The organism is Lentzea sp. NPDC037011, from assembly GCF_055607425.1.
On record NZ_JBVJRT010000005.1, the window covers coordinates 1 to 23597 of the forward strand.

Annotated in this window: 22 protein-coding genes, 1 tRNA gene and 1 pseudogene; 11 read left to right on the forward strand and 13 right to left on the reverse strand. The window is 65.3% G+C overall.

Annotated features, from left to right (window positions below; genetic code table 11):
* Positions 1–97 precede the first annotated feature (97 nt).
* Positions 98–1474: a hypothetical protein gene (locus tag ACZ7CH_RS15440; RefSeq protein ID WP_470374197.1), complete on the reverse strand. Its 1377-nt coding sequence runs from the start codon at positions 1472–1474 to the stop codon at positions 98–100.
* A gap of 111 nt (positions 1475–1585) precedes the next feature.
* Here ACZ7CH_RS15440 and ACZ7CH_RS15445 point away from each other — a divergent pair.
* Positions 1586–1659, forward strand: a tRNA-Thr gene (locus tag ACZ7CH_RS15445).
* 248 nt (positions 1660–1907) lie between these two features.
* Here the strand turns inward: ACZ7CH_RS15445 and ACZ7CH_RS15450 are convergent.
* Together ACZ7CH_RS15450 and ACZ7CH_RS15455 are read right to left on the reverse strand one after the other, a co-directional pair.
* Positions 1908–3095, reverse strand: a pseudogene (locus ACZ7CH_RS15450) (site-specific integrase); the annotation flags it as partial.
* Between the two features lie 173 nt (positions 3096–3268).
* Positions 3269–3958 carry a helix-turn-helix domain-containing protein gene (locus ACZ7CH_RS15455; protein ID WP_470374198.1) on the reverse strand — a complete coding sequence of 230 codons (690 nt, stop codon included), beginning with the start codon at positions 3956–3958 and terminating at the stop codon, positions 3269–3271.
* Between the two features lie 138 nt (positions 3959–4096).
* On the opposite strand from ACZ7CH_RS15455, the gene ACZ7CH_RS15460 reads away from it, so the two are divergent.
* The 6 genes from ACZ7CH_RS15460 (at position 4097) to ACZ7CH_RS15485 (ending at position 13145) form a co-directional block, all read left to right on the forward strand.
* Positions 4097–4321 carry a DNA-binding protein gene (locus ACZ7CH_RS15460; RefSeq protein ID WP_470374199.1) on the forward strand — a complete coding sequence of 75 codons (225 nt, stop codon included), beginning with the start codon at positions 4097–4099 and terminating at the stop codon, positions 4319–4321.
* Positions 4318–4695, forward strand: a complete 378-nt coding sequence (locus ACZ7CH_RS15465) for a hypothetical protein (RefSeq protein WP_470374200.1) — start codon at positions 4318–4320, stop codon at positions 4693–4695. The genes ACZ7CH_RS15460 and ACZ7CH_RS15465 overlap by 4 nt, the downstream gene beginning before the upstream one ends.
* Positions 4696–4730: 35 nt before the next feature.
* Positions 4731–5765: an AAA family ATPase gene (locus tag ACZ7CH_RS15470; RefSeq protein WP_470374201.1), complete on the forward strand. Its 1035-nt coding sequence runs from the start codon at positions 4731–4733 to the stop codon at positions 5763–5765.
* Between the two features lie 394 nt (positions 5766–6159).
* Positions 6160–9210, forward strand: a complete 3051-nt coding sequence (locus ACZ7CH_RS15475) for a BPTD_3080 family restriction endonuclease (protein WP_470374202.1) — start codon at positions 6160–6162, stop codon at positions 9208–9210.
* A complete protein-coding gene (locus tag ACZ7CH_RS15480) occupies positions 9200–11881 on the forward strand; it encodes a site-specific DNA-methyltransferase (protein ID WP_470374203.1) in 2682 nt (893 codons plus the stop codon). Before ACZ7CH_RS15475 ends, ACZ7CH_RS15480 begins: the two co-directional genes overlap by 11 nt.
* Position 11882: 1 nt before the next feature.
* The gene (locus ACZ7CH_RS15485; RefSeq protein WP_470374204.1) at positions 11883–13145 is read left to right on the forward strand and encodes a PIN-like domain-containing protein; all 1263 of its coding nucleotides are present in this window, start codon (positions 11883–11885) and stop codon (positions 13143–13145) included.
* 132 nt (positions 13146–13277) lie between these two features.
* Here ACZ7CH_RS15485 and ACZ7CH_RS15490 read toward each other — a convergent pair whose 3' ends face one another.
* The 4 genes from ACZ7CH_RS15490 to ACZ7CH_RS15505 all read right to left on the reverse strand — a co-directional run bounded on the left by ACZ7CH_RS15490 (position 13278) and on the right by ACZ7CH_RS15505 (position 16540).
* On the reverse strand, positions 13278–13820 hold the full coding sequence (locus ACZ7CH_RS15490; protein ID WP_470374205.1) for an RICIN domain-containing protein: 543 nt from the start codon (positions 13818–13820) through the stop codon (positions 13278–13280).
* A 47-nt stretch (positions 13821–13867) separates the two neighbouring features.
* Positions 13868–14590 carry a hypothetical protein gene (locus ACZ7CH_RS15495; protein WP_470374206.1) on the reverse strand — a complete coding sequence of 241 codons (723 nt, stop codon included), beginning with the start codon at positions 14588–14590 and terminating at the stop codon, positions 13868–13870.
* Between the two features lie 270 nt (positions 14591–14860).
* On the reverse strand, positions 14861–16000 hold the full coding sequence (locus ACZ7CH_RS15500) for a helix-turn-helix transcriptional regulator (RefSeq protein ID WP_470374207.1): 1140 nt from the start codon (positions 15998–16000) through the stop codon (positions 14861–14863).
* Positions 16001–16126: 126 nt separating this feature from the next.
* A complete protein-coding gene (locus ACZ7CH_RS15505; RefSeq protein WP_470374208.1) occupies positions 16127–16540 on the reverse strand; it encodes an NUDIX hydrolase in 414 nt (137 codons plus the stop codon).
* 160 nt (positions 16541–16700) lie between these two features.
* Here ACZ7CH_RS15505 and ACZ7CH_RS15510 point away from each other — a divergent pair, with 160 nt between their 5' ends.
* Together ACZ7CH_RS15510 and ACZ7CH_RS15515 are read left to right on the forward strand one after the other, a co-directional pair.
* Positions 16701–17444: a TauD/TfdA family dioxygenase gene (locus ACZ7CH_RS15510; protein WP_470374209.1), complete on the forward strand. Its 744-nt coding sequence runs from the start codon at positions 16701–16703 to the stop codon at positions 17442–17444.
* Positions 17441–17785: a hypothetical protein gene (locus tag ACZ7CH_RS15515; RefSeq protein ID WP_470374210.1), complete on the forward strand. Its 345-nt coding sequence runs from the start codon at positions 17441–17443 to the stop codon at positions 17783–17785. The genes ACZ7CH_RS15510 and ACZ7CH_RS15515 overlap by 4 nt, the downstream gene beginning before the upstream one ends.
* Before the next feature lie 386 nt (positions 17786–18171).
* Here ACZ7CH_RS15515 and ACZ7CH_RS15520 read toward each other — a convergent pair whose 3' ends face one another.
* Both ACZ7CH_RS15520 and ACZ7CH_RS15525 read right to left on the reverse strand, forming a co-directional pair.
* A complete protein-coding gene (locus ACZ7CH_RS15520; protein WP_470374211.1) occupies positions 18172–18642 on the reverse strand; it encodes a hypothetical protein in 471 nt (156 codons plus the stop codon).
* Positions 18643–18652: 10 nt separating this feature from the next.
* Positions 18653–19294 carry an HNH endonuclease family protein gene (locus ACZ7CH_RS15525; protein ID WP_360385172.1) on the reverse strand — a complete coding sequence of 214 codons (642 nt, stop codon included), beginning with the start codon at positions 19292–19294 and terminating at the stop codon, positions 18653–18655.
* 128 nt (positions 19295–19422) lie between these two features.
* On the opposite strand from ACZ7CH_RS15525, the gene ACZ7CH_RS15530 reads away from it, so the two are divergent.
* Entirely contained in the window at positions 19423–20241 is an 819-nt protein-coding gene (locus ACZ7CH_RS15530) for an endo alpha-1,4 polygalactosaminidase (RefSeq protein WP_458429651.1), read from the forward strand.
* On the opposite strand, the gene ACZ7CH_RS15535 is transcribed toward ACZ7CH_RS15530, so the two are convergent.
* Both ACZ7CH_RS15535 and ACZ7CH_RS15540 read right to left on the reverse strand, forming a co-directional pair.
* Positions 20214–20954 (reverse strand): SRPBCC family protein, encoded by a 741-nt coding sequence (locus ACZ7CH_RS15535; RefSeq protein WP_470374212.1) that lies wholly within the window; start codon positions 20952–20954, stop codon positions 20214–20216. The genes ACZ7CH_RS15530 and ACZ7CH_RS15535 overlap by 28 nt on opposite strands.
* On the reverse strand, positions 20951–21547 hold the full coding sequence (locus ACZ7CH_RS15540) for an ArsR/SmtB family transcription factor (protein WP_458429648.1): 597 nt from the start codon (positions 21545–21547) through the stop codon (positions 20951–20953). Before ACZ7CH_RS15540 ends, ACZ7CH_RS15535 begins: the two co-directional genes overlap by 4 nt.
* 144 nt (positions 21548–21691) lie before the next feature.
* Between ACZ7CH_RS15540 and ACZ7CH_RS15545 the strand changes: the two genes are divergently transcribed.
* Complete coding sequence (locus ACZ7CH_RS15545; RefSeq protein WP_458429647.1) at positions 21692–21865, forward strand: hypothetical protein; 174 nt, start codon at positions 21692–21694, stop codon at positions 21863–21865.
* Here ACZ7CH_RS15545 and ACZ7CH_RS15550 read toward each other — a convergent pair.
* Both ACZ7CH_RS15550 and ACZ7CH_RS15555 read right to left on the reverse strand, forming a co-directional pair.
* Positions 21843–22811, reverse strand: coding sequence for a TIGR03617 family F420-dependent LLM class oxidoreductase (locus ACZ7CH_RS15550; protein ID WP_360385182.1), 969 nt, complete (start codon positions 22809–22811; stop codon positions 21843–21845). The two genes, ACZ7CH_RS15545 and ACZ7CH_RS15550, sit on opposite strands and share 23 nt — an antisense overlap.
* A gap of 36 nt (positions 22812–22847) precedes the next feature.
* Positions 22848–23552, reverse strand: coding sequence for an excalibur calcium-binding domain-containing protein (locus ACZ7CH_RS15555; protein WP_470374213.1), 705 nt, complete (start codon positions 23550–23552; stop codon positions 22848–22850).
* Positions 23553–23597 lie beyond the last annotated feature (45 nt).

Genomic DNA, 23597 nt, shown 5'->3' on the forward strand with positions numbered 1-23597 from the left:
CACCTCTCCGACATCGTCTACACAGCACTCAAAACCGACATGAGCAGCACAAACACCCAACTACCCGCCACCGCTTGACATAGAAGCTTCCAACTGGCTAGTCGGTAGTACTTGCAGACGCCGGAACACGACGCGGCCGGCGTCGGACCGGGAGCGCCGCCACCACGACGACCCCGACGAGCAACAACCCGGCCCCGGTCCAGAACAGCGGAACCGACTGGTACGCGGCGTTGGTGTAGGCGAGCGGCGGTGCCTTCTTGGGCGGCGCCGCCGCACCACCCGGCTCCTGCGGAGCGTTCGTCTGTGGCGGCTGTGACGTTCCGCACACCACGCCGCCCTGCGGTGCCGCGGCGCGGACGATCTGCTCGCCGAGCGAGATCTGCGCGAGCGCGGTGGGCAGGTTCGGGAGCTTCAGCTTGTCCGTCGGCAGGAGCTGCACGTCGAGCATCCGCGCGGTCGCGCCGAGCTGGTAGCCGGTGAAGCCGTTGCCGGAGAAGGCGGCCTTCTTCTCGGTCAGACCCGCGATCTGCAGCTTCACCACGACCAGGTCGAGCAGCAGCGGCACGTCCAGCACCGGGTGGGCGGCGTCGAGGGTGCCGAGGTCCTTGCCGTTCTGGCTGACCTTGAGCACCGGCGCGGTGTAGCTGATCGTCGAGGTCTTCTCGTCGCCGGTCGCGGTGGCGGTGAGCGTCGGCGGGGTGACCACGTCGATCTTCAGACCGCCGGCGAGCTCGATGCTGACCGCCCGCATCGTCGACGTGGACGCGACGGCCTTGTTCTTGCTGCCCGGCAGGTCGACGAGCCGGACGGCGGAGCTCGCCTCGAACGTGTCCGGGATGCTCACCAGCCCGGTCTTGGGCGCCAGCGGCACCTCGGCGGGCAGCGCGCTCAGCACCTGCAACCCGGCCAGCGACGTCGTGGCCGTGGCGAGCGGGCTGATGCACGGCCCGACCTTCTCGTCCCACCGCGCCTGCACGCTGCCGTTGAGCACGCTCAGCTTCGCGAGCGGCGTCTCCGGGATCGGCAGGCCGCCCTTCGTGGGCTGCGGGTTGTCCGGGATCGCCGTCTGCACCAGCGTTCCCGGCGTCTGCGGCGCCCGACCGGCCACCGCGAACCCGAACGGGTTGGCCTGCGTGACCACGCGTTCCGTCGCCAGGAACGCCTCGGTGTTGACCTGCGCGCTCGACAGCCCCAGCCCGAGCTCGGTCACCGACTGCTTCGGCAGCTGCTCGCCGAACCCCGGCAGGATCGTGCTCGTCGGAACGCCCTGCGGCCCGAGCCGGACCACCGCGAGCCCCGTGCCCGCATCACCGACCGCGTGCGCCAACGGCTGCGGCCCGTTCGGCGACGACGCCGGCGGCTGGTTCGGGTCCCTCGGCCCCGGCACCGGTGTGGTCGGCGGCTGGGCGAGTGCCGGCCCTGCGGCGAGTGCCAGCAGCAGACCGGCCAGCGGCACGGAGAACGAGCGACGCATGAACCACTCCTCGACGCGGACTAGGAGACGGTGACCTCGGTCACGGTCGGTTCAACGATGCCGACCCCCGTGAGTGACGGGTCCACGGGTCAGCTATAGTTATCGCGTCTCGCCGCCTTAGCTCAGTCGGCCAGAGCGGCTCACTCGTAATGAGCAGGTCATCGGTTCGATTCCGATAGGCGGCTCGGTGAGATAAGACCCAGGTCAGGCTTCCTGACCTGGGTCTTTCTGTATCCGCAGGTTCGTGACGAGTTGTAGAGCTGCGCTGCTCTGGGCCTCGTGTGTGCTCGAAGTATGCCCATCGGTTCCCGGTGGACTTGCGCGGGACGAGCTTGGTCGCCGCTTCGGCGGCACGGTGAGCGACCTCGGGCGGGACGCTCGTGTAGATGTCCGATGTGATCGTGATGGACGGGTGACCGAGCATCTCCTGCACAGTCTTCATGTCTGCGCCGCCCGCGAGAGCGAGCGTCGCCGCACCGTGCCGCAGGTCGTGCAGCCGGATCGGCGGCAGGCTCGACGTCCGCACGATCTTCTCGAACGCCTCGGACACCTTGCCTGGGTGCAGCAGCGTCCCGTTGGCTTCGGTGAACACGCGGCCCGTGTTGATCCAGGCCTCGCCCCACTCCAACCGCTCGGCTGCCTGCTGTGCCTTGTGCGTCCGCAGGACCTTGACCGTCTCGGCATCCAGCGCGACGACTCGCGCACCGCTGGACGTCTTCGGGTCTCCCTCTTCGACCTCCCATCCGTCGAGGACGAGCTGAGTCGCGACCGTCGCTGTCTTCGCGTCGAGGTCGACGTCTGACCAGCGCAGCCCGCAACCCTCGCCCCGACGTAGACCCCGGAACGCGATCAGGTGGTACAGCGCGTACAGCCTGTCGTCGTGCATCAGGTCGAGGAACTCGCCCGTCTGCTCTGGAGTCCAGACCATGACCGGTGACGGCTTCTCGCCGGTCCGCTGCCACTGCTCGACGCGCTCGGCCGTCCACACCAGCGCCTTGGGGCGCTTGCCTGGCTCGACCTCGACGTGAGCGGCCGGGTTGAACGTGATGATCTGCTGCGCGATCGCATCGTTCAGTGCTGCTCGCAGGGTCGCCCGGAGCTTGAGCTGTGCCGCAGGTCCGGTCGTCCTGCGGAACGGCGGCATCTCGCGAAGCTGCGCCCGAAACGCACGCTGCTCCGCTCGCTTCGTGGCCTGCTTGCGTGCGTCGTCGACTGCCCGACGTGCCGCGTTAGCCGCGACGATCTCGTCGTTGTTCTCCTCGATCGTCGCGAACATCTCGTTCAGGTGGCTGACCCGAAGCCTCGTCACCGGGATGTGCCCGATGAGCGGCCTGAGGTGCACCCTGATCGCCGACTCGTAGTGCCTGCGACTCGTCTTGCGGATGCGCTTGCCCGGCAACCACTCGTCGAGCCATTCGCCGACCGTCATCTTGCTGACGAGGCTCTGTCCGGTCCGCAGACGACGCTTCGTTTCGTCGTAGTCCGGGATCGGCTGCTTGCTGTCCGCCGCAACCTGTGCGAGCAGTGCGGCGACTGCCTCACGGCCCTCTTCGTCGTCCTTCTCCGGGATGGCGAGCAGCGCGCGGACCTTGTCGAGATCGGCCTGCGCAGCCTCGGCCATCGCGTACCCGGAGCGGCGGAACAGCCGACGCTCACCGTCCGCTGTAGACGGAAGCTCCTGGCGGATCGCTACCGTCCCGTGCCCCTTCTTCTTGGCGTTGGGGCAGGCCTTGCCGTACTGCTTCCCGGTCTCGGGATCACGGCAAGCACAACGTCGCGTGACGCTTCCTGCTTTTACTGATTGGTGCCCTTCCTGTCGAGCTGGTCGAGTTCTTCGTTCGTCGCTGGGATGAGTCCGGCTCGGCGCATCGCACGGCGCACATTGATCAGGTCGCGTTCGATGACCTGCGCCCGGTAAAGGTCCTCCCCGTCGGCCTCGATCAGTCGGGCCTTGCGGGTCTCGGGGGACTGCGCGAGTTCAGCGAACCGGTGAGCGTTGATCGCCCGCGTTTCCGATTCCCCTAGGGCCCTGATCAGCCGGTCGTGCTCCCGCAGCAGATCGAGCTGCTCGTGGTTGTCCTTGGGTTCCTCCTCGTACCACTCGTGGAGACCGGTCGCGGGGTCGTACTCGCCGCAGCCCTTCGGCTTCACCGGCTGACGACCTTCGCCGCTGAACCACCGGATCGCGTACCAGGGATGGGTCTTCGCGCCTGGCGACCACGTGACCTCGTTCTCGTTGCGCACCGGGAAAAGCAGCACGACCGGGGGCACCTGGAGCGCCCTCGCGATCACTGCCAACTCGTCCACGGTGACGCCGCGCCGACGCCGGCCGTTCTCGTCCAGTCGGCCGGTCTCGATGCTGGTGATGGCCGCGAAGGTCAGCCAGTCAGCACCGAGTTCCTGGCATCGCGCGGCGAGCTGCTTGCGAGTCCACCCGTGGCGATTGCGGTGCCACTGCATCTCGCGTGCCACCGTGTCGCTCATCTCGTGCACTGCGCCCTCCGCTTTCATCTGCTTGCACTCTTGAGGCAAGATCGGTAGCGTCCGATCTCGCCTGACAGGCCAATACTGACACAACTAGAGTGCAATATGCAACATTAACATTGCGAACGGAGTTCTTGAGTGACTGCTTCTGGGGGCCTGAGTAGGCGTGAGCTTCTGGAGTTGCCGCCGTCGGTCGACCTGGTGACCGCTGGTCGAGCGCTCGGTATTGGGCGGACAAAGGCTTACGAACTGGCGCGTGCAGAGGACTTCCCGGCACGCGTGCTCCGACTCGGCAACACCTACCGCGTAGTGACCGCCGATCTGCTGCGCCTGCTCGGCGTCGAGGAGGACAACGCGGCGTGACCTACACGAGCAAGGGCGGCGACTCCCCGGCAGGAGTCGCCGCCCAGCACAACAACGCAACTGATACCAAGCGTACTTCGACCGTCTACGGCGTACTGGCACTACACATCAGCGACCTGTCCATGTCTCCTGCGGTCCCGACGGGTGTGCGCGTGCGGGTTCACCTCGGCCGTGAGCGCTGGTTCGACGCCTCGACCCTGCAACGGCTCGCTCACCTGACGTGGCCTGCTCGCTTCGTCGAGGTCGAGGGCGACGACACGAACGCCGTCCGCGAGGTCGTGCAGTACCTCGACCGGGCACGAGCACGCCAGGAAGCCGCCGAGGCTGCGCACGTCGAGCACATGGCCCGATGGGGCCTCGGCGGTGTCGCTTGACTCTGACAGCACACCCGCCTGAAGCAGGGAATTCCGTGCCTGACAGGCAGATCCGCCTCACGCCTGCGTCTGGAATCCGGATGCGAGCAGTGCGGTGGACCTGGCAGGACCGGGTACCGGCAGGCTCGCTCTCGCTGGTGCCTGGTCGTGAGGGCATCGGTAAGAGCCAGTTCGCGTGTTGGCTCGCTGCACAGGTCACCAACGGCACCTTGCCTGGTTCCATGCATGGTCAGCGCCGGCCGGTGATTTACGCGGCGACCGAGGACTCGTGGGCGCATACGGTCGCACCGCGGCTTTCCGCCGCTGGTGCCGATCTCGATGCGGTGTACCGCGCCGAGGCGGTCGCGGACGGCTTGCTCACCGGCCTCACGTTGCCGCGTGACTGTGAAGCGCTCGGCGACGAGATCACCGCCCGAGGCGTCGGCCTGCTCGTGCTCGATCCGCTGTTGTCGGCGATCGCCTCGGGGATCGACACGCACCGGGACCGTGAGTTGCGGTTGGCGCTAGAACCGTTGGTGCGCATGGCAGATCGCACCGGATGTGCGGTCGTAGGGCTCGCTCACTTCAACAAGTCGGCGAGCCCGGACCCGCTGAACCTGATCACCGGTAGTCGGGCGTTCTCTGCCGTTGCCCGCGCTGTGCTCGCCGTCGCACGTGACGATGACAGCGAGGACGGTTCCTGCGTGATCAGCCAGGCGAAGAACAATCTCGGGCGCCTCAACCTGCCGTCGCTCGGCTACCGCATTGAGTCCGCTTTGGTCGACACCGACGACGGCCCTGCTGAGGTTGGTCGGCTCGTGATGATCGGCGAGACCGAACGCCACGTGAACGACATCCTCGCCGAGTCCGGCGGCGATCCCGGAGCCCGGTCCGAACGCGACGAAGCCGCAGCGTGGTTGAAGGAATACCTGTACCAGCAGGGTGGTAGCGCCAAGGCCGCCGAGATCATCAAGGCTGCCAGGATAGACGGGTTCGCCGAGGCGACGCTGAAGCGTGCTCGCAAGCGTGCTGGGATCACGACCACCAGGCAGGGCTTCGGGCAGGGCTCGGTGTGGACGAGCGGCTTGTGACCCCCATTGGGATCACTTCAGCTCATTCGGGTCACGTCCCGAGAGCTGATCCGAATGAGCTGAATAGTGATCCGAACGTGTCGGTGCCGACCGGTCGGCAGCCTCCCACGCGCACGCAAGAGGCGTTGATCTACCGTGAGAGTGAGGTTCTGCCTCCACCGATTGTGTCGGCGTTCCTTGTGATCGTGTTGGCGTGACACCGGGATAGCGGACACGACCCCGGTGTCACGGGTCATGGCGGTGGACGAGACGAGGATGGCGACGTGCAGGGCGGTGCTGCACAAGAGGACGCAACCCCAATGGCCAACAACCGCAGCCTCAGGCCAGCCGTTGCTATCCGAAAGATCAGGACTAGAGTCCATGGAGGTCTGGACGGCGCATGGAGGGATGAACCGTGACTGCGGCGATCGATAGTCCGATCCTCAACTCGCCGTACGAGCAGCCGGATCGTCACTACGTGATCGGCCCGCAAGGGCCGTCCGGTGAGATCCGGGACGGTCGCCGTCCGAGTGAGTCCTTCATCCCGATCGCTGTCACGAAGAAGGGCAAAGGCGGCGAGCAAGCGGCCTTCGACTTCGACGTCACTGGCGAGCGACGTGAGCGCAATTCGCTGATCAACGACATCCGCAGGGACGTCGCGAGGTGGCGGATGTCCGGCGAGTTTCCTGGCGTCACGCCGATCACTCGCAAGCTGCTCCAGCACTGGGCCGATTCGACCCGCGAGAACCGGGTGCTGTTCTGCCAGCGTGAGGCCGCAGAGACCGCTATCTTCCTCACTGAGGTTGCGGGGCGGCACGGATACACGGACTGGCGCAAGCGGCTCGAGCCGGAGAACGAGGCGCACAACTCTCGACTGCCCCGCGCCGCGCTGAAGATGGCGACCGGCGCGGGCAAGACTGTCGTCATGGCGATGCTCATCGCATGGCAGACGTTGAACAAGATGTACACGCCGCGCGACACCCGATTCACTGACCGCTTCCTGATTGTGACCCCAGGCATCACGATCCGGGACCGCCTGCGGGTGCTGCTCCCCGAGGACCCAGAGAACTACTACGACCTACGAGGTCTTGTTCCTGATGACCTCAAGGGCGGCCTTTCAAGGGCGCGGATCGTTGTCACGAACTACCACGCCTTCGGCCTGAAGGATGCCAAGGAGATTCGAGGCATCGCCAAGAACACGCGTCTTCTGCTGAAGGGCGACCGTGCGGAGGACGCATTCAAGGAGACCCTGCCAGCGATGGTTAGCCGGGTGCTGCGCGACCTCGGCACGGACAAGCAGCAGATCATCGTCATCAACGATGAAGCGCACCACTGTTATCAGGACAAACCGCTACCAGCTGGTGAGAGAGCGGACAGGGAGCAGAAGGAGGCCAACGAGGCAGCGCGTGTCTGGTTCAGGGGCCTCCAGGCGATCGCCAAGCATGTCGGCATCAAGCAGGTCTTCGACCTGTCGGCCACGCCGTTCTACCTGAAGGGCTCGGGCTACAACGAGGGCCATATCTTCCCGTGGACGGTCAGCGACTTCTCACTCATGGACGCGATCGAATCTGGCGTCGTCAAGGTTCCACGGACTCCGGTCGACGACGACGCCGTTGACCCGCTTGTCACGTATCTACGACTGTGGGACTTCGTTGGCGACAAACTTCCTAAGCGTGCCGCCAAGGACGCCGTCAGCGACTGGCTGCCGCCACCTGAGCTGGAAGGTGCGCTGCGTAGCCTGCATCGCAGCTATGCAAAGGCGTTCAAACATTGGGAAGACAATCTCCGGCAGCACGGCGAAACTCCGCCGGTCTTTATCGTCGTCTGTCCGAACACTGTCGTCAGCAAGCTCGTCTACGAGTGGATCTCCGGCGTCGAAGTCGAGCAGGACGGTGAGGTGATCGCTCATAAGCCCGGCGAGCTCGAACTCCTCACCAATGTTGTCGAGGGCAAGCCGCTTGCTCGTCCACGCACGATCCTCATCGACTCCGCCCAGCTGGAATCTGGCGAAGGGATGAAGGCTGACTTCAAGCTCGCGGCCGGCGCAGAGATCGCTGCCTTTAAGGCCGAATACCGCCGTCGTAACCCCGGCGCGGACTTGGACAAGATCACTGATGACGAGCTGCTGCGCGAAGTCATGAACACCGTCGGTAAGCGAGGCAAGCTGGGCGAGCAGGTCCGGTGTGTTGTCAGTGTCTCGATGCTCACCGAGGGTTGGGACGCCAACACCGTTACCCACATCCTTGGGGTACGCGCTTTCCGCAGTCAGTTGCTCTGCGAGCAGGTCGTCGGCCGCGGACTACGCCGCCGCAGCTACACCGTCAACGAGCAGGGCCGCTTCGAAGCCGAGTACGCGAACGTCTACGGGATCCCGTTCCAGTTCATCTCGTCGGACCGGCCGACAAAGGATCCGCTCCCGCCACGTCCGGTCCAGGAGGTTGCTTCCCTCGAGGGGCGCGAGCACCTGCGAATCGCGTTCCCCAAGCTCACAGGCTATCGGGTCGAACTCCCGGACGACGAGATCTACGTCGACCTCGACGATGCCCCGTTCTTTGAGATCGGCCCCAACACCGTCCCGCGCTGGGTTGAACTCGGCGGCGCAGTCGGCCAGCGTGAGATGGAGGAAGGCGACCCCACGGTCTACCGGCCGCAGGAGGTCGCCTTCGCACTCGCCAAGCGCATTCTCGACCAACAGTTCAACTCTGCTGACGACAAGCGTCCGTGGCTATTTCCCCGCTTGTTGCGCATCTGCCAGGACTGGATCAAGGAGAAGGTGCGGGTCGCAGACGGCTGGAGCATCGGTTTCCTGATGACCATCACTGAAGCCCGCGCCGAGGCTGCGGAAAAGATCTGGGACGCCATGGTCGTGCAGGCCGGCAACCGGCGCGAACGCCTCCGCCCGATGCTCAACCGCTTTGACCCGAGCGGTTCCACAGCTGGGGTGCGCTTTCACACCCGCAAGGCCGTTGTCGCAACCGAGAAGTCGGAGGTTTCCCACGTCACACTCGACGGCGTGGGCGGCAACACTTGGGAGCAGCTGCTCGCCGAGATCCTTGAGAACAACAAGAATGTCGCCGCATTCGTGAAGAACGATCACCTCGGCTTCGCCATCCCGTATGTCTACAAGGGGCGCACCCATTCGTATGTTCCGGACTTTCTTGTGCGCCTTCAGCGGTACGACGACGAGGACTTCGACCGAGCCCTCATCATCGAGGTCTCTGGCAGCCAGAAGAGCCCCGGGCCGACACAGGCCAAGGCGCACACCGCTCGTAACTCGTGGTGCGCGGCGGTCAACAACCACGGAGGCTTCGGCCGCTGGGGCTACGTTGAGATGACCACCCCGCTCGAGTTCAAGGTCCGCCTCGCCGACGCGATCGAAGCGCTGTACGGCGACCTGCCGATCATCGGCGACCCCGATCTGTTGGACTTCTCCGAGACGGAGGCGAGGAGCGCACGTGGCGCCTAAGAAGAGGGCTCCTGCCGGACCGACCCCGGTTGATTCCATCAAGCACGACGACAAGAGGGTCAACATTCCCAGCGCAGACGATCTCAGCTTCGTCGACGATGACGTGCGCGCCGTTCGGCAGGTCCGTTACGCCCGCGACGAAAGCCTCGACCCGCAGCTGGTCTGGAAGGGCAAGTACCCGCCTGCGAACGACATCGACGACGCCGACCTTGATCTAATCGCGGACGCGCCACCCATCTACATCCAGGAGAAGATCGACCCACGCGTCCTCATCGAGAACCTGCGCCGCACCGCCCAACGTCCTGACGAAGAGCCTGAGCTCGCCCTGTTCGATACGTTCGACGGCTTGGACGAACTCGACGCGGTCGAGTATTACCGGCACGCCGCTAACTGGTCGAACCGCATGGTTCTCGGCGACTCGCTGCAGGTCATGACCTCACTGGCTGAACGAGAGCAGCTCCGCGGCAAGGTCCAGATGATCTACATCGACCCGCCGTATGGCATCAAGTTCGGCTCCAACTGGCAGGTCCGTACAAGCAAACGTGACGTCAAGGACGGCAAACTCGAGGACGCTGCCCGCGAAGCTGAGCAGATCAAGGCTTTTCGTGACACCTGGGAACTCGGCATCCACTCGTATCTCGGCTATCTTCGTGATCGCCTCCTCGCAGCTCGCGAGCTCCTGACCGAGAGCGGCAGCTGCTTCGTTCAAATTGGGGATCAAAACGTTCATCTTGTTCGATCGCTGATGGACGAAGTTTTTGGGCCCGAAAACTTTATTACACAGATTGCATATGCCACAACGGGTGGGGCGACGAGCGAATACTTGGCCGGCACCTACGACCTGGTCCTCTGGTTCGGAAAAGACCGCACAACCACAAAGTTTCGACAGCTCTTTAATGATAAAGCTGTCGGAGGTGCGGGTGCTGGGAAGTATGATCAGGTAGGCGTGGACGGTCGCCACTATCGGCTGGACAATCTGACCAGTCAGAGTCAAGGCCGCGCGAAGGGGGAGGGTGCTGCGTCGTGGTTTCCGGTAACCATCGATGGCCGTGAATTTCGCCCTACGCTTCAAAGTCGGTGGAAGACTCATGAAGCTGGTATGAGTCGTCTCATTCTTGCTGACCGTGTTCGTCGTACCACGAATACGTTGGCCTATGTGCGATACCTGGACGACTTCCCCGCGTTCGCCATCACGAACCTCTGGAGCGATGTGGGAGGGATCCAGAGTAGGGCTGATCCGAAGATATACGTCGTGCAGACGAGCACCAAGGTCATTGCGCGATGCATGTTGATGTGCACCGATCCAGGCGATCTTGTACTCGATCCGACGTGTGGCTCAGGAACGACTGCTTTCGCTGCGGAGCAGTGGGGGCGCCGGTGGATCACGATTGATACCTCCCGTGTCGCACTCGCGCTCGCGCGGCAGCGTCTTATGGGTGCGAAGTACCCGTGGTATCTGCTTGGGGATTCGGCCGATGGGTACGCGAAAGAGCGGTCGCTGACTACGCAGGTGCTGCCGCGCAAGGAGTTCGCGAACGACATTCGACAGGGTTTTGTTTACGAGCGTATCCAGCACATCACGCTGAAGTCGATTGCGAACAACCCGGACATCAACGAAGGCATGTCTCGCTCCGAGATTGATAAGGCGATCAAGCGGCATGCGGACTTCGAGGTGCTGTACGACAAGCCGTACGAGGATAAGAACAAGGTCCGCGTCACCGGACCGTTCACCGTCGAGAGCTTGAGCCCGCACCGATCGCTGGCATTCGCTACGTCTGTGGGCGATGAGACCCTGGCCGAGGCCGTTGCCGCCAAGGACGCCGACGCGCCGAACTTTGAGCAGTCGATCCTCGACAATCTCAGCGCGGCTGGCATTCAGAACGGTCGCAAGAACGAGCGAATCAAGTTCGCGTCGTTCGAGACCTACGCAGGTGAATACATTCAAGCCGTCGGTGAGCGTATTGGCGAGACCGGTGACGACGCCCCCAGCCGGATCGGCATCGCGATCGGTCCGCAGTACGGCACGGTCAGCCCGTCCTTCGTCAAGCAGGCAGCCAAAGAGGCTCTCGCCGCCGAGGACATCGGCTTGCTCGCGATCTTGGCTTTCGCGTTCGATCCACAGGTCACCGGCGTCACCGAGACCGACGGCGTCACCGTGGAGGCGACGGACGAGGGTTTCGCCAACGTAGCCGGCGTGCGTAGGCTCGGCCGGATTCCGGTGCTGATGGTCCGCATGAACGTGGACCTGCTCATGGGACGGGAACTGAAGAAGACGGGCGCAGGCAACCTGTTCACGGTTTTCGGTGAGCCGGACATCGACATCAGCGAGACCAGCGACGGATTCGTTGCTACGGTCAAGGGTATCGACGTCTATGACCCTACGACCGGTGAGGTCCGCAGTAGCAAGGGGACCAGTGATGTCGCGCTCTGGATGATCGACACTGATTACAACGAGGAGTCGTTCTTCGTCCGGCACTGCTACTTCACCGGCGATAACGACCCCTACAAGCGTCTCAAGACCGCGCTCAAGGCAGATATCGACGCCGACGCCTGGGACTCGCTCTACAAGACCGTTTCGCGCCCTTTCCCCAAGCCGTCCACCGGCAAGATCGCCGTGAAGGTCATCAACGACTACGGCGACGAAGTCATGAAGGTCTTCGAGGTGACGTGACATGGGACTTGATTCGCAGCAGTCTCTCGACGAAGGATTTGTGGAGCACGTTCCGCAGGCCAGCGCCGACATCGCCGAGGCGCTTCGCGTTGGCCTGCTCAGTCTTGATGCCAACGTGCTGTTGAACTTCTACCGCTACAGCCCCACCGCGAGAGATGCGCTCGTAGCAGTGCTCCGTGCGGCAGGTGACCGCGTCTGGGTCAGCCACCAAGCAGCGCTCGAATTCTGGCGCAACCGGTGTACCGTGATCGATCGGCGGAACGCTGCAACTGAGCAAATAAGCAACGCGATCGACAAGAACGAGCGGTCTCTCATAGACGCGATCGACATCTGGGCCAAGCAGACGGCCGTAGATGAAGTGGTCAAGACGACAGTCAGGGAGGCGATAGCGGGCGGCTTGAAGCAAGCTCGAGAGACTATCAACGGCCAGATTGCTGGTGCTGGGTCTATCAGCTACAGCCCGGAGTCTGATGCAGTCCTCGACGTGTTGCGCGACCTGCTCGTGGCTAGCGTAGGCCCGGCGTTGCAGTCGGCAGATCATGCCGAAGCCGTTCAGGAGGCGCAGCGTCGCGTTGAGCAGCGAATTCCGCCCGGATATCGTGATGCGGAGAAGGCGCAATCCGAATTGTCTGAGGGTGCAGGCGGAGACTATCTGGTCTGGCTCCAGTCGATGAACGAGGCAGAACGCCGCGGCCTACCGCTTGCCGTCGTCACCGGCGACGAGAAGGAGGACTGGTGGTGGCGGCACAAGTCGGCGTTGATGGGCCCTCGGCCGGAACTCGTTCGTGAGTTTGCTCAGCGTTCGACGCATCGGCTGTACCTGCTCCGGCCTCTGCAGCTCATTGAACACGCAAATGCATTGAATGTCACTGTTTCGCCTGAAGCGGCAACCGACGTTGCTAGGGCAGAGATCAAGTCGCGTCAGTCGGAATGGACGCCGGCTGCAGTGCAAGAATTGCTTAAACGTTTGGACGCCGAAGGTCGTGAACAAGCGGACATCATAAGGTTCGCGGCAGAGCAGGGTGGCATCGTTACCCGTGAGGAGATTTTTCAGATCGCGGGCTACTCTGAGGAGAGGATGCTGCGCGGGTTCACTCGACCTTCGGCGCGCATCACTCGCGCATTACAGGAATCAGGGGTTCTGGACGGTGAAGTTGAGCCGGTTCTGACGCCTCACTACGATGGCGGCGTCACAGCAGTGCGGTTCGAGATTCCACTTGATGTCGTGGAGATCCTCTCGATACACGATGGCGCTTCGCACTGACGGTACTCCCCTGTGGCGCGCCGTCCGGCTTCTGCTGAAGGGTGGGGGTAACCCCTGATCGTCATGCCGCCCACTGGTACGTCATAGCAACTCGCCGTGTGTACGAAACTCCAGGTTCCGGCAGTGCTCCGGTTATCCGCCTTCGGCGAACCGGCCGCTTGTCAGGCTGGTGACTAGGAACTGTTGACGGAAGTCACCGTGCCTGTAGTACATGTGAGGGCGGTCGAGTTCCTTTGTCCCGTGGGGGAAGTCGAGCACATGGTTGGTAAGGACGGAACTGATGATGTAGCCCCTGCCATCCTCAGAGCGACGAAAACGCCACCTTTGTTGGGGCTCTCCATGTCGAGGCTCCATGCGCGGGGACCGGGAAGGCTCATCTGTCGCGCCAGCGTCTAAGGCCAATCCGTTTGCTACTGAGACGATGGTGTACTCGCCCCAGTGCGGTGTGCGCATGAAGATCCAAAGCTGCGGCAGCTCGCCGTGAGGATGCCACATGATCGGCTCAGCACCGCTGTGTTCATGAAGTCCTGTGTCTAAGGCAAGTCCGTTGCTTCGATTGATGATGACGAACGGACCGAACTTCCTGCGCCAGGAACCGCGAAGCGTCCGGGTTATTTCACCGCTGAAGAACCCGAGGTTGAATCCCACTTTGACGCTGTGTTCGCCCTCGTTCACCCGTCTCTGACCTTCCTTGGTTGGGGTGCTGTGGATGGCTGCGAGACCTACCTCACCAGCTGCCATGTCCCACATCGTTGTGTCGTGAAACTGCCGTCCGAGGGTGCGACCGTGACCGTGATCAACTGCGCGTGGATGACAAAGTTGTTGTCGATGATCTCGCCGTCTGGTCGCGTCCGTTCCCAGTAGCAGTCATCGACGCTGCGAGTGGTGCGGTACTTACCGGGCTTGATCTTTCCTTTGCCGGTGCCGATCTCGTATGTTCCGCTGCTGAACGGCACGTTCCCTTCGAGTACGTCGTTCAGTGCGCCTTGGTGCTCCGGGCACAGCAGGGGAATTCCGATCTTGAAGATTTCCAGATTCTTCGCGTCCTCGTTGATCTGTCCCTGTAGGAACTCCGACGCGGTCACGTACTGGGCCGGGCTAGTCATGCTCTTGCACACGTCGAGCACCCATGCGGATGCCGTGCGGTACGTCGTGCCTACAGCCGAGTCGAGCCCTGCTGCCTGTACGGCCTCATCGACCTTCTCCGCTGGAGTGAGTTCTCCGGGTTTGACCCACACGGTCGCAGTCGAGTAGGTGCTGCGGTTGGCCTCGACCGAACTCACGACCCACTTGTTCAGGGACTCGGGGAGCGTTCCAGAGGTCGAAATCTGGAAGAGTTTCGACTTCTTGGTCGCATGCGTCACGTAGACGTAGTAGCCGAGTTTCTGGATCTCGGCGACCGCTGTGTTCGCAGTGGCGCCTACGTACTTGGCGGTGTCGATCACTGGTGGAAGTGGTGCAGCGGAGGTCGTCGTGGTCGTTACCGCCGTTAATGATCGGGACGGTTCAGACGAAGGGCTTGCAGCGCCGCAGGCGGACAAAGCGGCTACTGCGCCTAGCGCGATGAAGGGCAGCGTGAATCGGCGCATGCGGAAATCTTTTCGCAGTCGCAAGTGGTGTCACATCTGGCTGCCAGGCATGCCCTGTATCGGTGTGACACCAGCAACGCGTTACTGACCGTGGTCATCCACTGAGATCGACTCAGCCGATGCTCATCAGCCTGGTGTCAGAAGGGCGTTGAGGCGTTGTAGTGCCAGTTGCCCACTCGTGCTGATTCCGATGAGTCCGCCATCGTCGGCAGCGCGGATTGTTCGCTGAATCTGATGCGGCAGGCGGTGGGTCTCTGCGGCAAGGAGCGCGCTGCGCAAAGCGTCCTCTGCACCGTCTCGCTGTCGGACTGCAAGCAGAACCTGCCCGGAGGTGACTCGCTCGATGATGTGCCATTGCGGGGCGACTGGTGCTGCATCCGGCATGTTCGTCTGCATGATCCGGACCGCGTGGGCGGTTCGGCCGGTTGCGACAAGTCCGCGTAGTTCGATCTCCCGGAACGTGAATGGGTTGAACAACATGCTCCGGCCGCCACCGTCGTCGAGCCGTTCGCGGTAGCCGTTGATCGCGAGGTCGAACGGGTCTGGGTCGCCGTGTTCGCCTGCGGCACGAGCGAGTAGCGCGAATGCGGCTCCCTGCCCCTCGCGATCTTCGGACACGGCGACAGCCCGGCTGAGTCGAGCAATGGCTGCGCCGACGTGGTCAGCCTTGCGGAGCTCGTTCCCGTGCATCCGCAGCGCGTGAGCGAGGAACGCCCGATCGCCGAGGCGTTCGGCGATCGCCAGCGCCTTGCCCGTCCAGCGAGCAGCAGCCGTCAGTCGTTCCTCAGGCAGCACGGTGCCGAGCGAGACTCCGAGCGCGGCGCGGCCCTGACCGAGCAGGATCATCGTGTCCCGCTCGGCCCGTCCCTCGGCGGCTCGTGCCTCAAGCCGTGCGACCAGCGGCCACAGTTCGTTGACGGCATCGACGGCCCTGCCTGACTGGCGTGCGATCTCGGCAAGGCGGATGGTCGAGTCGCCGAACTGGATCATCGCGGCGAAGTCGGCATCGTCGTTGTCGGTCACGCCGAGTACGTGCATCGGGAGTCCGAGCGTCCGCGCGATGTGCCGGCGGGTGGCGACGTCGCTGATGTTCCGGCGACCGGTCTCGATCATCGACACGTAGGTCTTGTCGTAGCCGAGCAGCGCCGCGAGCCGTTCCTGGCTGAGCTTGTTCAGCTTGCGGTAGGCGCGCAGGATCGTTGCCAGATCACGACTTCTGAGGGCCGCGGTTGCTTCTGGTGCCGACCACAACCACACGGCTGGCATGAGTCGACGAGCAGGAACGACCGGGGCGACGTGACGCGCAGTGGCGTGACAGGTGGGACAGATCGGCTCGACGGCGAGCCGACTGAGTTCGGCTCCACACGCGTCACACCGTCCGCCCGTCACGGCTTACCTGACCGCGTCCGCGCGCAGCCGTTCGAACCACGTCGCGATCGAGCGCTTGTAGCCCTCGGGCATGTTCAAGCCGGGCACTTCGTCCTCGGTGAACAGGCCGATTTCCTTGTGCTCGTGAGAAAGTACGGGCTCGCTGTCGCCGTCCGGGCGGCAGCCGTAGGTCACGATGAACACGTTCTTCTCGGCAACGTTGATGTAGTACATCCACGTGTCGAGGATCGGTCCGGTCGTCACCTTCCACTGCGTCTCTTCAGTGATCTCGCGGGCAACGCACTCCTGAGGCGTCTCGCCTGGCTCGATGCGGCCGCCCGGCAACTCCCACTCCTCCCGCTCGTTTTTCAGCAGCAACACCTTGCCGTCGCGGACCACCACGCCCTTGATCGAGACGGGGTAGGCAAGCTGGCTCATCGAGGTGTCCTCCGTGATCGCGGGCGGTTGCTCAACGGCAACGTAGCACCGGAACCCACCATGCCGAGGCGACGCGGTGTTGACAACCTGTCACTGGACGTGGTGGATCAAACGGCGTTCTGCTGATCCCACAGACGAGTCGTTTCGGGAGGTAGACGCCATGATCGAGCCATATCGCGTCAACGCAGACTCCGCCAATCTGGTCGGGCTGATCGCCGAGCAGGGACTCGCTGTAGTCGACGGTCTCGACGGCCCCGAGGACCTGCTGAGGCTCGCGCAGTCGATCGCCATAGTCGTTCCGCATCGCGACAGCGGACCTGACGGCGTCACCACGATCGCTGACCTCGGCGAGTCCATCGTGCGTAGCGGGTTCGCGGGCTTCAGCGCTTGTGCGCTCAACCCGCACACCGATCGCTCCGGCGTTCCACATCCGCCTGCCCTGCTGATGATGAGTTGCACCCAGGCTGCGACAACCGGTGGCGAGTGCGTGCTCATCGACGGCCAGGCCGTGTACGACGACCTTGCAGAGTCGGAGCCTGAGGCGCTCACCGCCTTGAGCACTCCCCGTTCGGTGCTGTTCGGCGGTGCAGCAGGACACCTCAGCTCGATCTTCAGCGACAACGGTCGAGGTCGAATCGCCGTCAGACTGCGGCTCGACGAACTCGCCCAGTTCGCGCCCGAGGTCGACCGCTGGATTCCAGCGCTGCGCGCGGCGATCGACCGCCACGCCTTCGAGCTCCGGCTAACTGCCGGACAGGGCTATGTCCTCGACAACCACCGCTGGTTGCACGGTCGACGAGCGTTCACCGGACAGCGCGTGGTCCACCGCGTGAACGGAGACCCGTTGCCGGAACTGGTTGTGGCGACTGGTGTTCGTGTCCGGGCGTCGAGTGATGCCGCATGAACGACGACGCGGCGATCCGTGCCTTTCCCGCACTCGCTGCGCTTATCGCGATCAGAGATGCGGGTTGGACCTTCGTCCATCGCGACGCGGTCGAGGGCGTGCCGACCCAGGTCGACGGCTACCGGGTCTGGCCAGGAGGATGGATCGACGCCGTCCGTGTCCGCGATGAGGACGACGCGATGGCGTTGCGCACCGATGGGGATGAGCCGCCCGGCATCGTGTGGGAGCGCACGGGCTCACTCACGCACGTGATCCAGGAGCTACTGACCGTCCCTGCTCCTGGTGATCGGCTCGCACCTCGGCTCGTGAAGGCGACCGGGCCGATCTTGTGGACGCCGTAGTCAGACCAGCAGCCGGTGTCTTCCGGTCGTTGCTGCACGCGGTCGAAGCGACGGCACGGCCTATCGACTTCCGGGGGATCGCACTCTGGTTCGCCGTCTGCGGAGCGGCATCCGTGCTGGTCAGTGGGGATGAGATGGGGGCCCGCAAGGTGTGCCCATTGTGTGCCCGAACGCTCCGAAACGAGCTGATCGAGAACGGCACCGAACGGCAACCGCACCGGCCTGACCAGGATCAATCAGACCGGTGCGGTACTACCCGTCAGCCCTCAACACGAACACTGGGGAACTCGTAATGAGCAGGTCATCGGTTCGATTCCGATAGGCGGCTCGGTGAGACAGAAGGGCCAGGTCAGTTCGCTGACCTGGCCCTTCTGCTGTTCCAGTGCCTATCCGTGCACGTCCAGCACCCGGCGCATGTCGTGAAACCCCTCCACGCACGCCTCCGCCACCGCCCGGTGCCGGTGATCCGTCCGGGCGAACTCCAGCAGGAAGTACGGGTCGAGGTCGTCCGGACGGTCCACAAAGGCCTCCACGACCACCCCGGTCACCAGGTTCTCGAACCGGCAGTGCTCGCCGTGCTCGTGCACCGACCACGCCTCGTCCACGACGTCGGAGGCCAGCGCCACGACCAAAGCCCGCGCGGTGGCGCGGAAGTCGGCGATCAACGCCTCCGCGGCCGGCCGCAGCAGGGCGAGCTCGTCGTCGGAGATGAGCCGCAGCACCAGGAGTTGGCGTTGCCCGCCGATCACCGCGACGTCCGGTGGCAGCACGGCGCGCAACGCGGACGCCGCCTCGGTCGCCTCCTGCAGGCCCGCGGTGAGCGGGATGCGGAACGGGTGCCCGCGGGTCAGGTCCACGGGCGGCACCTTAACCGCAGGTCGCCAGCGCCTTCTCCAACGCCGATCGCTCCGCCGGTGCCACCGTCAGGGCGTAGGCGGTCTTCACCGTCACGTAGATCCGCCCGTACGAGCACGCGTAGGCCGCGTTGGGCGGCATCCACTCGTCGGGCGTCTTGTCGCTCTTCGACTGGTTGACCTTGCCCGAGGTCGCCACGAGGTTGCGCAGGTCGTTCGCCGCCGCCACGCGCTTCTCCGCGGGCCAGGCCGCCGCTCCGCTGCGCCACATCTCGGCGAGCGGCACCACGTGGTCGATCTGGATCGAGGACACCTTGGTCACCTGCGAGCCGGTGTAGGGGTCGTCCAGGGTGCCGGACTGCACGCCGCAGCGGCCCGGTTTGCGTTCCACGGCGGTCAGGTCGCGGGCGAGGACCTGGCTGCGCTGGTCGCAGCCGTCGCCGTCCACGTCGGACCAGGGCCGGCCGAACACGCAGGCGCCGGGGCAGTCGCGGTCGTAGCCGCGCAGCGTTCCCGGTGCGCCCGCCGGCAGCGAGGCGAGCGAGGTGCGGGCCGTGGCGGCGTCGAGCGTGCCCTCGGGCACTCGGTCGACCTGAGCCGAGGTGGGGAGCGCTGCACACCCGGTGAGCAGGAAGATGAGCAAGATCCACCGCATGGGGTGGGCATACCCGCCGCGCGTGGCGGTCATGGCGGCCCATCGGCCTAAATCCCGGGGGACGAATGGGTCGCGACGACGCCCGGGCTGCTCGACGAAGTTGTGCGGGAGTCGGTAGAACGGCAGGCATGAGAACCGCCGTGGCGGCTGCCGCCCTGCTCCTGCTCGTCACCTCGTGCTCGAGCGAGCCGGAGCTGCCGCCGCGCGAGCTGCCCCCGGTGGGTGCCGTGTTCGACTACCAGATCGGCGGCGCCTACCAGCCGGACGTGCCGGTGAAGATCGTCGTGCGGGACCGCAGCAAGACGCCGGACGGGCGGCGTTACAACATCTGCTACCTCAACGCGTTGCAGACGCAGCCAGAGGGCATGGAGGGCGGGCTGGGGTGGTGGCGGCAGCACCACGCCGACCTGCTCGTCAAGAAGCAGGACGGTCAGCCCGCCATCGACGCGGAGTGGTCCGAGGGCATCCTCGACATCTCCACCGGGGACAAGCGCGCCCGCATCCTGGAGATCCAGAAGAAGTGGATCAAGGGCTGCAAGCAGTCGCTGTTCAAGGGGATCGAGCCGGACAACCTCGACTCGTACACGCGCTCGGACGGGGCGTTCGACCTCGGCGCCACCAAGGAGTTCATGAAGGGCTTCGTGCGGTACGCGCACGAGCAGGGGCTCGCGGTGGCGCAGAAGAACACCGCCGAGCTGGGAACCGCGGGCAGGCAGGAGATCGGCTTCGACTTCGCGATCACCGAGGAGTGCCAGGTCAACGACGAGTGCGGACGCTACGCCGAGGCGTTCGGCGACAACTTCATCCAGATCGAGTACACCGACGACGGGTTCCGGAAGGCCTGCGCCGATCGCGGCGGACGGGTCTCCGTCATCCGCCGCGACCGGAACGTCGTGCCGTACGGGCACGGTGACTACGTCTACGAGCTCTGCCCGCCCGGGGTCTGAGCCAGGAACGCCTGCCACTTCTCCGCCTGGCCGGTCGCATCGCCGAACAGGTGGTGGCCGACCGCGTTGGTGCCGTGGAAGCGGTAGAGGCCGTCCTGCCCGCGCACGCCGAGGAACCTGTGCGCGTCGTGGCGCACCACGTAGTCCACGACCCCGTGCACGTCGAACGGTTCGAGGGAAACCTCGTCGCCGACCTCCGCGTTCTCCGGGATGCCGAGCGCGCGCATCAGCACCGGCCAGTTGTCGGCGCCCTCCGGCTGCGGCGGCCACTGCGCGAACACGTACGTGCCGGGCCGGCCCGCGAAGTGCCGCACGTACTGGGCCAGCGTGAACAGGTACATGTCCCAGCCCTTCGACTGCTGGTCCACGAACTCGTCGCCCCAGCCGTCGCCGAGGATGCCGCTGTGCACGAACCGCAGCACGGTCGAGCCCTGCTCACGGCCCTCGACCAGGAACTCCATCGCGTGGAACGTGCCGTCCTCGCCCTTGTCGCTGGAGTAGGCGAGGTGCTTGCCCGGCTCCCAGGCCGTGATCGTCGAGCTCTCCTGGAAGAAGCCCAGGTCGAGCGACATGCGGCCGCCGAGGCGCCCGTCGACGGTGTGCGGGCCCATGAACCACGAGTCGATGCCGGGTCCGGTCGCGATGGCGTCCCAGACCTGCTCGGGGGTTCCCCCGACCTCGACTTCCTTGCTGATCTCGAACTCGCGGGTCACGACTCCTCCTCCTTGGCGCTGACGCTCGGGTGCAGGGCGACCACGATCCGGTGTGGACGGCCCCCTTCTGCCTGCTCGTCGTGGTACTTGGCGACCAGGTGCGCCACGCAGCCCGCGAGCTCCTCCGCGAACGCCGCCCGGTCGGCCGCCGTGGCGAACCGGACCTCGCCGTCGAGCGCGAACGTGGCGAGCCGCTTCTTCGCCTTCGTCGCCCCGGTGAGCAGGGTTCCGACGTCGCGCACCAGCCTGGCCGCGACGGCGAGCAGCCACCGCGCGGACAACCGGTCGGGTGAGCGAGCTGGGTCGGGCTGCACGGCCGCGAGCGCGGTCGGGGAGATGACGTAGGACGCCGCGGTCGCCTGCAGCAGGCGTTCGTTGACGTTGCCCTTGCGCCGTTCCTCGACCAGCTCCACTAGGCCGTGCTGCTCCAGCGTGCGCAGGTGGTAGTTCACCTTCTGCCTGGGCAGACCCACCTTCGCGGCGAGCATCGTCGCCGATCCGGGTTCTGCCAGCTCCGCGAGCAGCCGCGCCCGCACGGGGTCCAGCGACACCTCGGCCGCGGACGGGTCCTCGATCACCGCCACATCGAACATGCACCCACGGTTGCACCGAAAACAAAATTAGTCAAGAACGGTCGCACTGTCGGTGACTTTGCTCCAGCCGGGTGGCTTTGGGACTGGTGCCGTAAGCGATGTCTCGATTGGTCGTTGCTCGTTCACAACCTCCAGGGAGACAAGATGACCATGATGCTCGTCCTGACCGTGCTCGCCTTGCCGTTCGCCCTGAACGCCGCGAACGTGGGCAGGCGCAGGTGGATCCGCAAGCAGGGCGTGGCCAGGGTGCGCGCCGGGCTCGCCGCGTTCCACGCCGAGCTGGCGCGCCAGGGCCTCAGCCACTCCTCAGGGCGCTGAGCACGTCCCCCGACGGGGACAGCCGGGTGACGACGTCGCCGTAGCGGTCCAGCAGCGCGGCCGCGACACCTTCCGCGGACGACCCCACGACGGCGAACTCCGCCAGCACGTCGTCCGTGACCAACGCGCTCATCTCCGCCCACTGCTGCCGCCGCGACATCCGGTGCAGCTCCTCGTGCAGCTCGCCCCAGCCGTGCAGGTCCAGCACCGCCCTGTACGCGGGCGTCGACCCGTAGAACGCGATCTGCCGCTTGACGTCGGCGATCTCCTCGTCGGTGGTCGCGGCGAACACCGGGCCGCTGATCTCGAAGCCCTCCAACGACTTCCCGGCCTTGGCGCGGCCGCGTTCGAGAGCGGGCAGCGTCACCTCGCGCAGGTAGCGCGGCGTCGTGAAGTTGTGGCACAGGAAGCCGTCGGCGACCTCGCCGGCCACCTCCGTCATCCGCTCGCCCACGCCCGCCAGGTAGATCGGCGCGGTGCCGTGCGGGTTCGGACCGGGGTTGAAGAACGGCGTCATCAGCGCGTGCGTGTAGAACTCGCCGCGGAACGCCAGCCGCTCGCCGGTCTCCCACGCGTGCCAGATCGCCCGCAGCGCCAGCACGAACTCCCGCATGCGCGCGGCGGGCCTGCTCCACGGCATGGAGAAGCGCTTCGTGATGTGCGCCTCGACCTGCGAGCCCAGACCGAGGTTGAACCGGCCGCCCGACAGCAGCCGCAGGTCGTTCGCCGTGGTCGCGACGGTCATCGGGTTGCGCGCGAACGCCACCGCGATGGCCGTGCCCAGCTCGACCCGCTCGGTGGCCGCGGCCGCGCCGGCGAGCGCGAGGAACGGGTCGTGCTTGGTCTCGGCGAGCCAGAACCCGTCGTAACCGCGGTCTTCCGCCCGCTTCGCGATCGTCCCCGCGTCGCCGGGGGTGTAGTCGACAGCGCTCCAGTCCAGCTTCATACCGGCGAGGTTATTGGCCGTGGGCCGCGGTGCGCGCTACCGGCGCGGTGCTTCGCAGGCGATGCCGTTGCGGTTGCCGTCGAGCTCGACCCGGTAGCCGGGCTGACCCCAGGGGATCGGCGCGGCACCGGCCCGCCAGGCGTCCTCGCAGGAGGCGAAGAACACCGGCTTCGGCTTGGGCGTTGTCGTCGTCGGCCCGGGAGCCGGCGCGGGCGGTGGCAGCGGTGGGGGAGGAGGCGGTGGCGTGGGCGTCTCGGTGACGTCCCTGCCGTTGCACGGCGGGCCCCAGAACCCGAGCGTGCCCTTCACGGCCGCCGCCTCGGCCTCCTTCATCGCCGCCGTCGCGGACGTCGTCGCGCGGCCGGCGCCGTTGCCCAGCGCGAGCAGGGCGTAGTCGGTGCCGTCGGAGAGGGTCAGCGCACGCGACTCGGGGTCGAAGCGCACTTGCTGGTCCAGCAGCATGCGCGCGGCGAAGTCGCTCGCCGCCCTCGCCCAGCACGCGCCGGGCGAGGCGAGACCGCCGACCTCGACGGTCCTGCCGTCGGACAACGTCACCGCGTGCCCGTTGACCACGGTCTGGACCGTGAGCTCCAGCTTGGCCGGCGGGACCGACGCCGTGGTGGTGACCGGCACGTCGACCGGCACCGCCACCGGAACCGGACGCGCGTGCTGCGCGTTGCCCGTGCACCCCGCGCACAGGGCGGCAAGCAGCACTCCGCCCGCAGTTCTCCACCCCGACATGGGGTCGAATATGCACCCGGCCCGGAGTGTGGCCAAGGTTACGTA

What these genes read in the sequence shown, in the direction of transcription:
- ACZ7CH_RS15500 (WP_470374207.1), bottom strand. Translation starts at nt 16,000, where the DNA reads ATGCCAGCCGTGTGGTTGTGGTCGGCACCAGAAGCAACCGCGGCCCTC.
- ACZ7CH_RS15505 (WP_470374208.1), bottom strand. Translation starts at nt 16,540, where the DNA reads ATGAGCCAGCTTGCCTACCCCGTCTCGATCAAGGGCGTGGTGGTCCGC.
- ACZ7CH_RS15515 (WP_470374210.1), top strand. Translation starts at nt 17,441, where the DNA reads ATGAACGACGACGCGGCGATCCGTGCCTTTCCCGCACTCGCTGCGCTT.
- ACZ7CH_RS15550 (WP_360385182.1), bottom strand. Translation starts at nt 22,811, where the DNA reads ATGAAGCTGGACTGGAGCGCTGTCGACTACACCCCCGGCGACGCGGGG.
- ACZ7CH_RS15555 (WP_470374213.1), bottom strand. Translation starts at nt 23,552, where the DNA reads ATGTCGGGGTGGAGAACTGCGGGCGGAGTGCTGCTTGCCGCCCTGTGC.
- ACZ7CH_RS15540 (WP_458429648.1), bottom strand. Translation starts at nt 21,547, where the DNA reads ATGTTCGATGTGGCGGTGATCGAGGACCCGTCCGCGGCCGAGGTGTCG.
- ACZ7CH_RS15455 (WP_470374198.1), bottom strand. Translation starts at nt 3,958, where the DNA reads ATGAGCGACACGGTGGCACGCGAGATGCAGTGGCACCGCAATCGCCAC.
- ACZ7CH_RS15525 (WP_360385172.1), bottom strand. Translation starts at nt 19,294, where the DNA reads ATGCGGTGGATCTTGCTCATCTTCCTGCTCACCGGGTGTGCAGCGCTC.
- ACZ7CH_RS15530 (WP_458429651.1), top strand. Translation starts at nt 19,423, where the DNA reads ATGAGAACCGCCGTGGCGGCTGCCGCCCTGCTCCTGCTCGTCACCTCG.
- ACZ7CH_RS15485 (WP_470374204.1), top strand. Translation starts at nt 11,883, where the DNA reads ATGGGACTTGATTCGCAGCAGTCTCTCGACGAAGGATTTGTGGAGCAC.
- ACZ7CH_RS15440 (WP_470374197.1), bottom strand. Translation starts at nt 1,474, where the DNA reads ATGCGTCGCTCGTTCTCCGTGCCGCTGGCCGGTCTGCTGCTGGCACTC.
- ACZ7CH_RS15510 (WP_470374209.1), top strand. Translation starts at nt 16,701, where the DNA reads ATGATCGAGCCATATCGCGTCAACGCAGACTCCGCCAATCTGGTCGGG.
- ACZ7CH_RS15545 (WP_458429647.1), top strand. Translation starts at nt 21,692, where the DNA reads ATGACCATGATGCTCGTCCTGACCGTGCTCGCCTTGCCGTTCGCCCTG.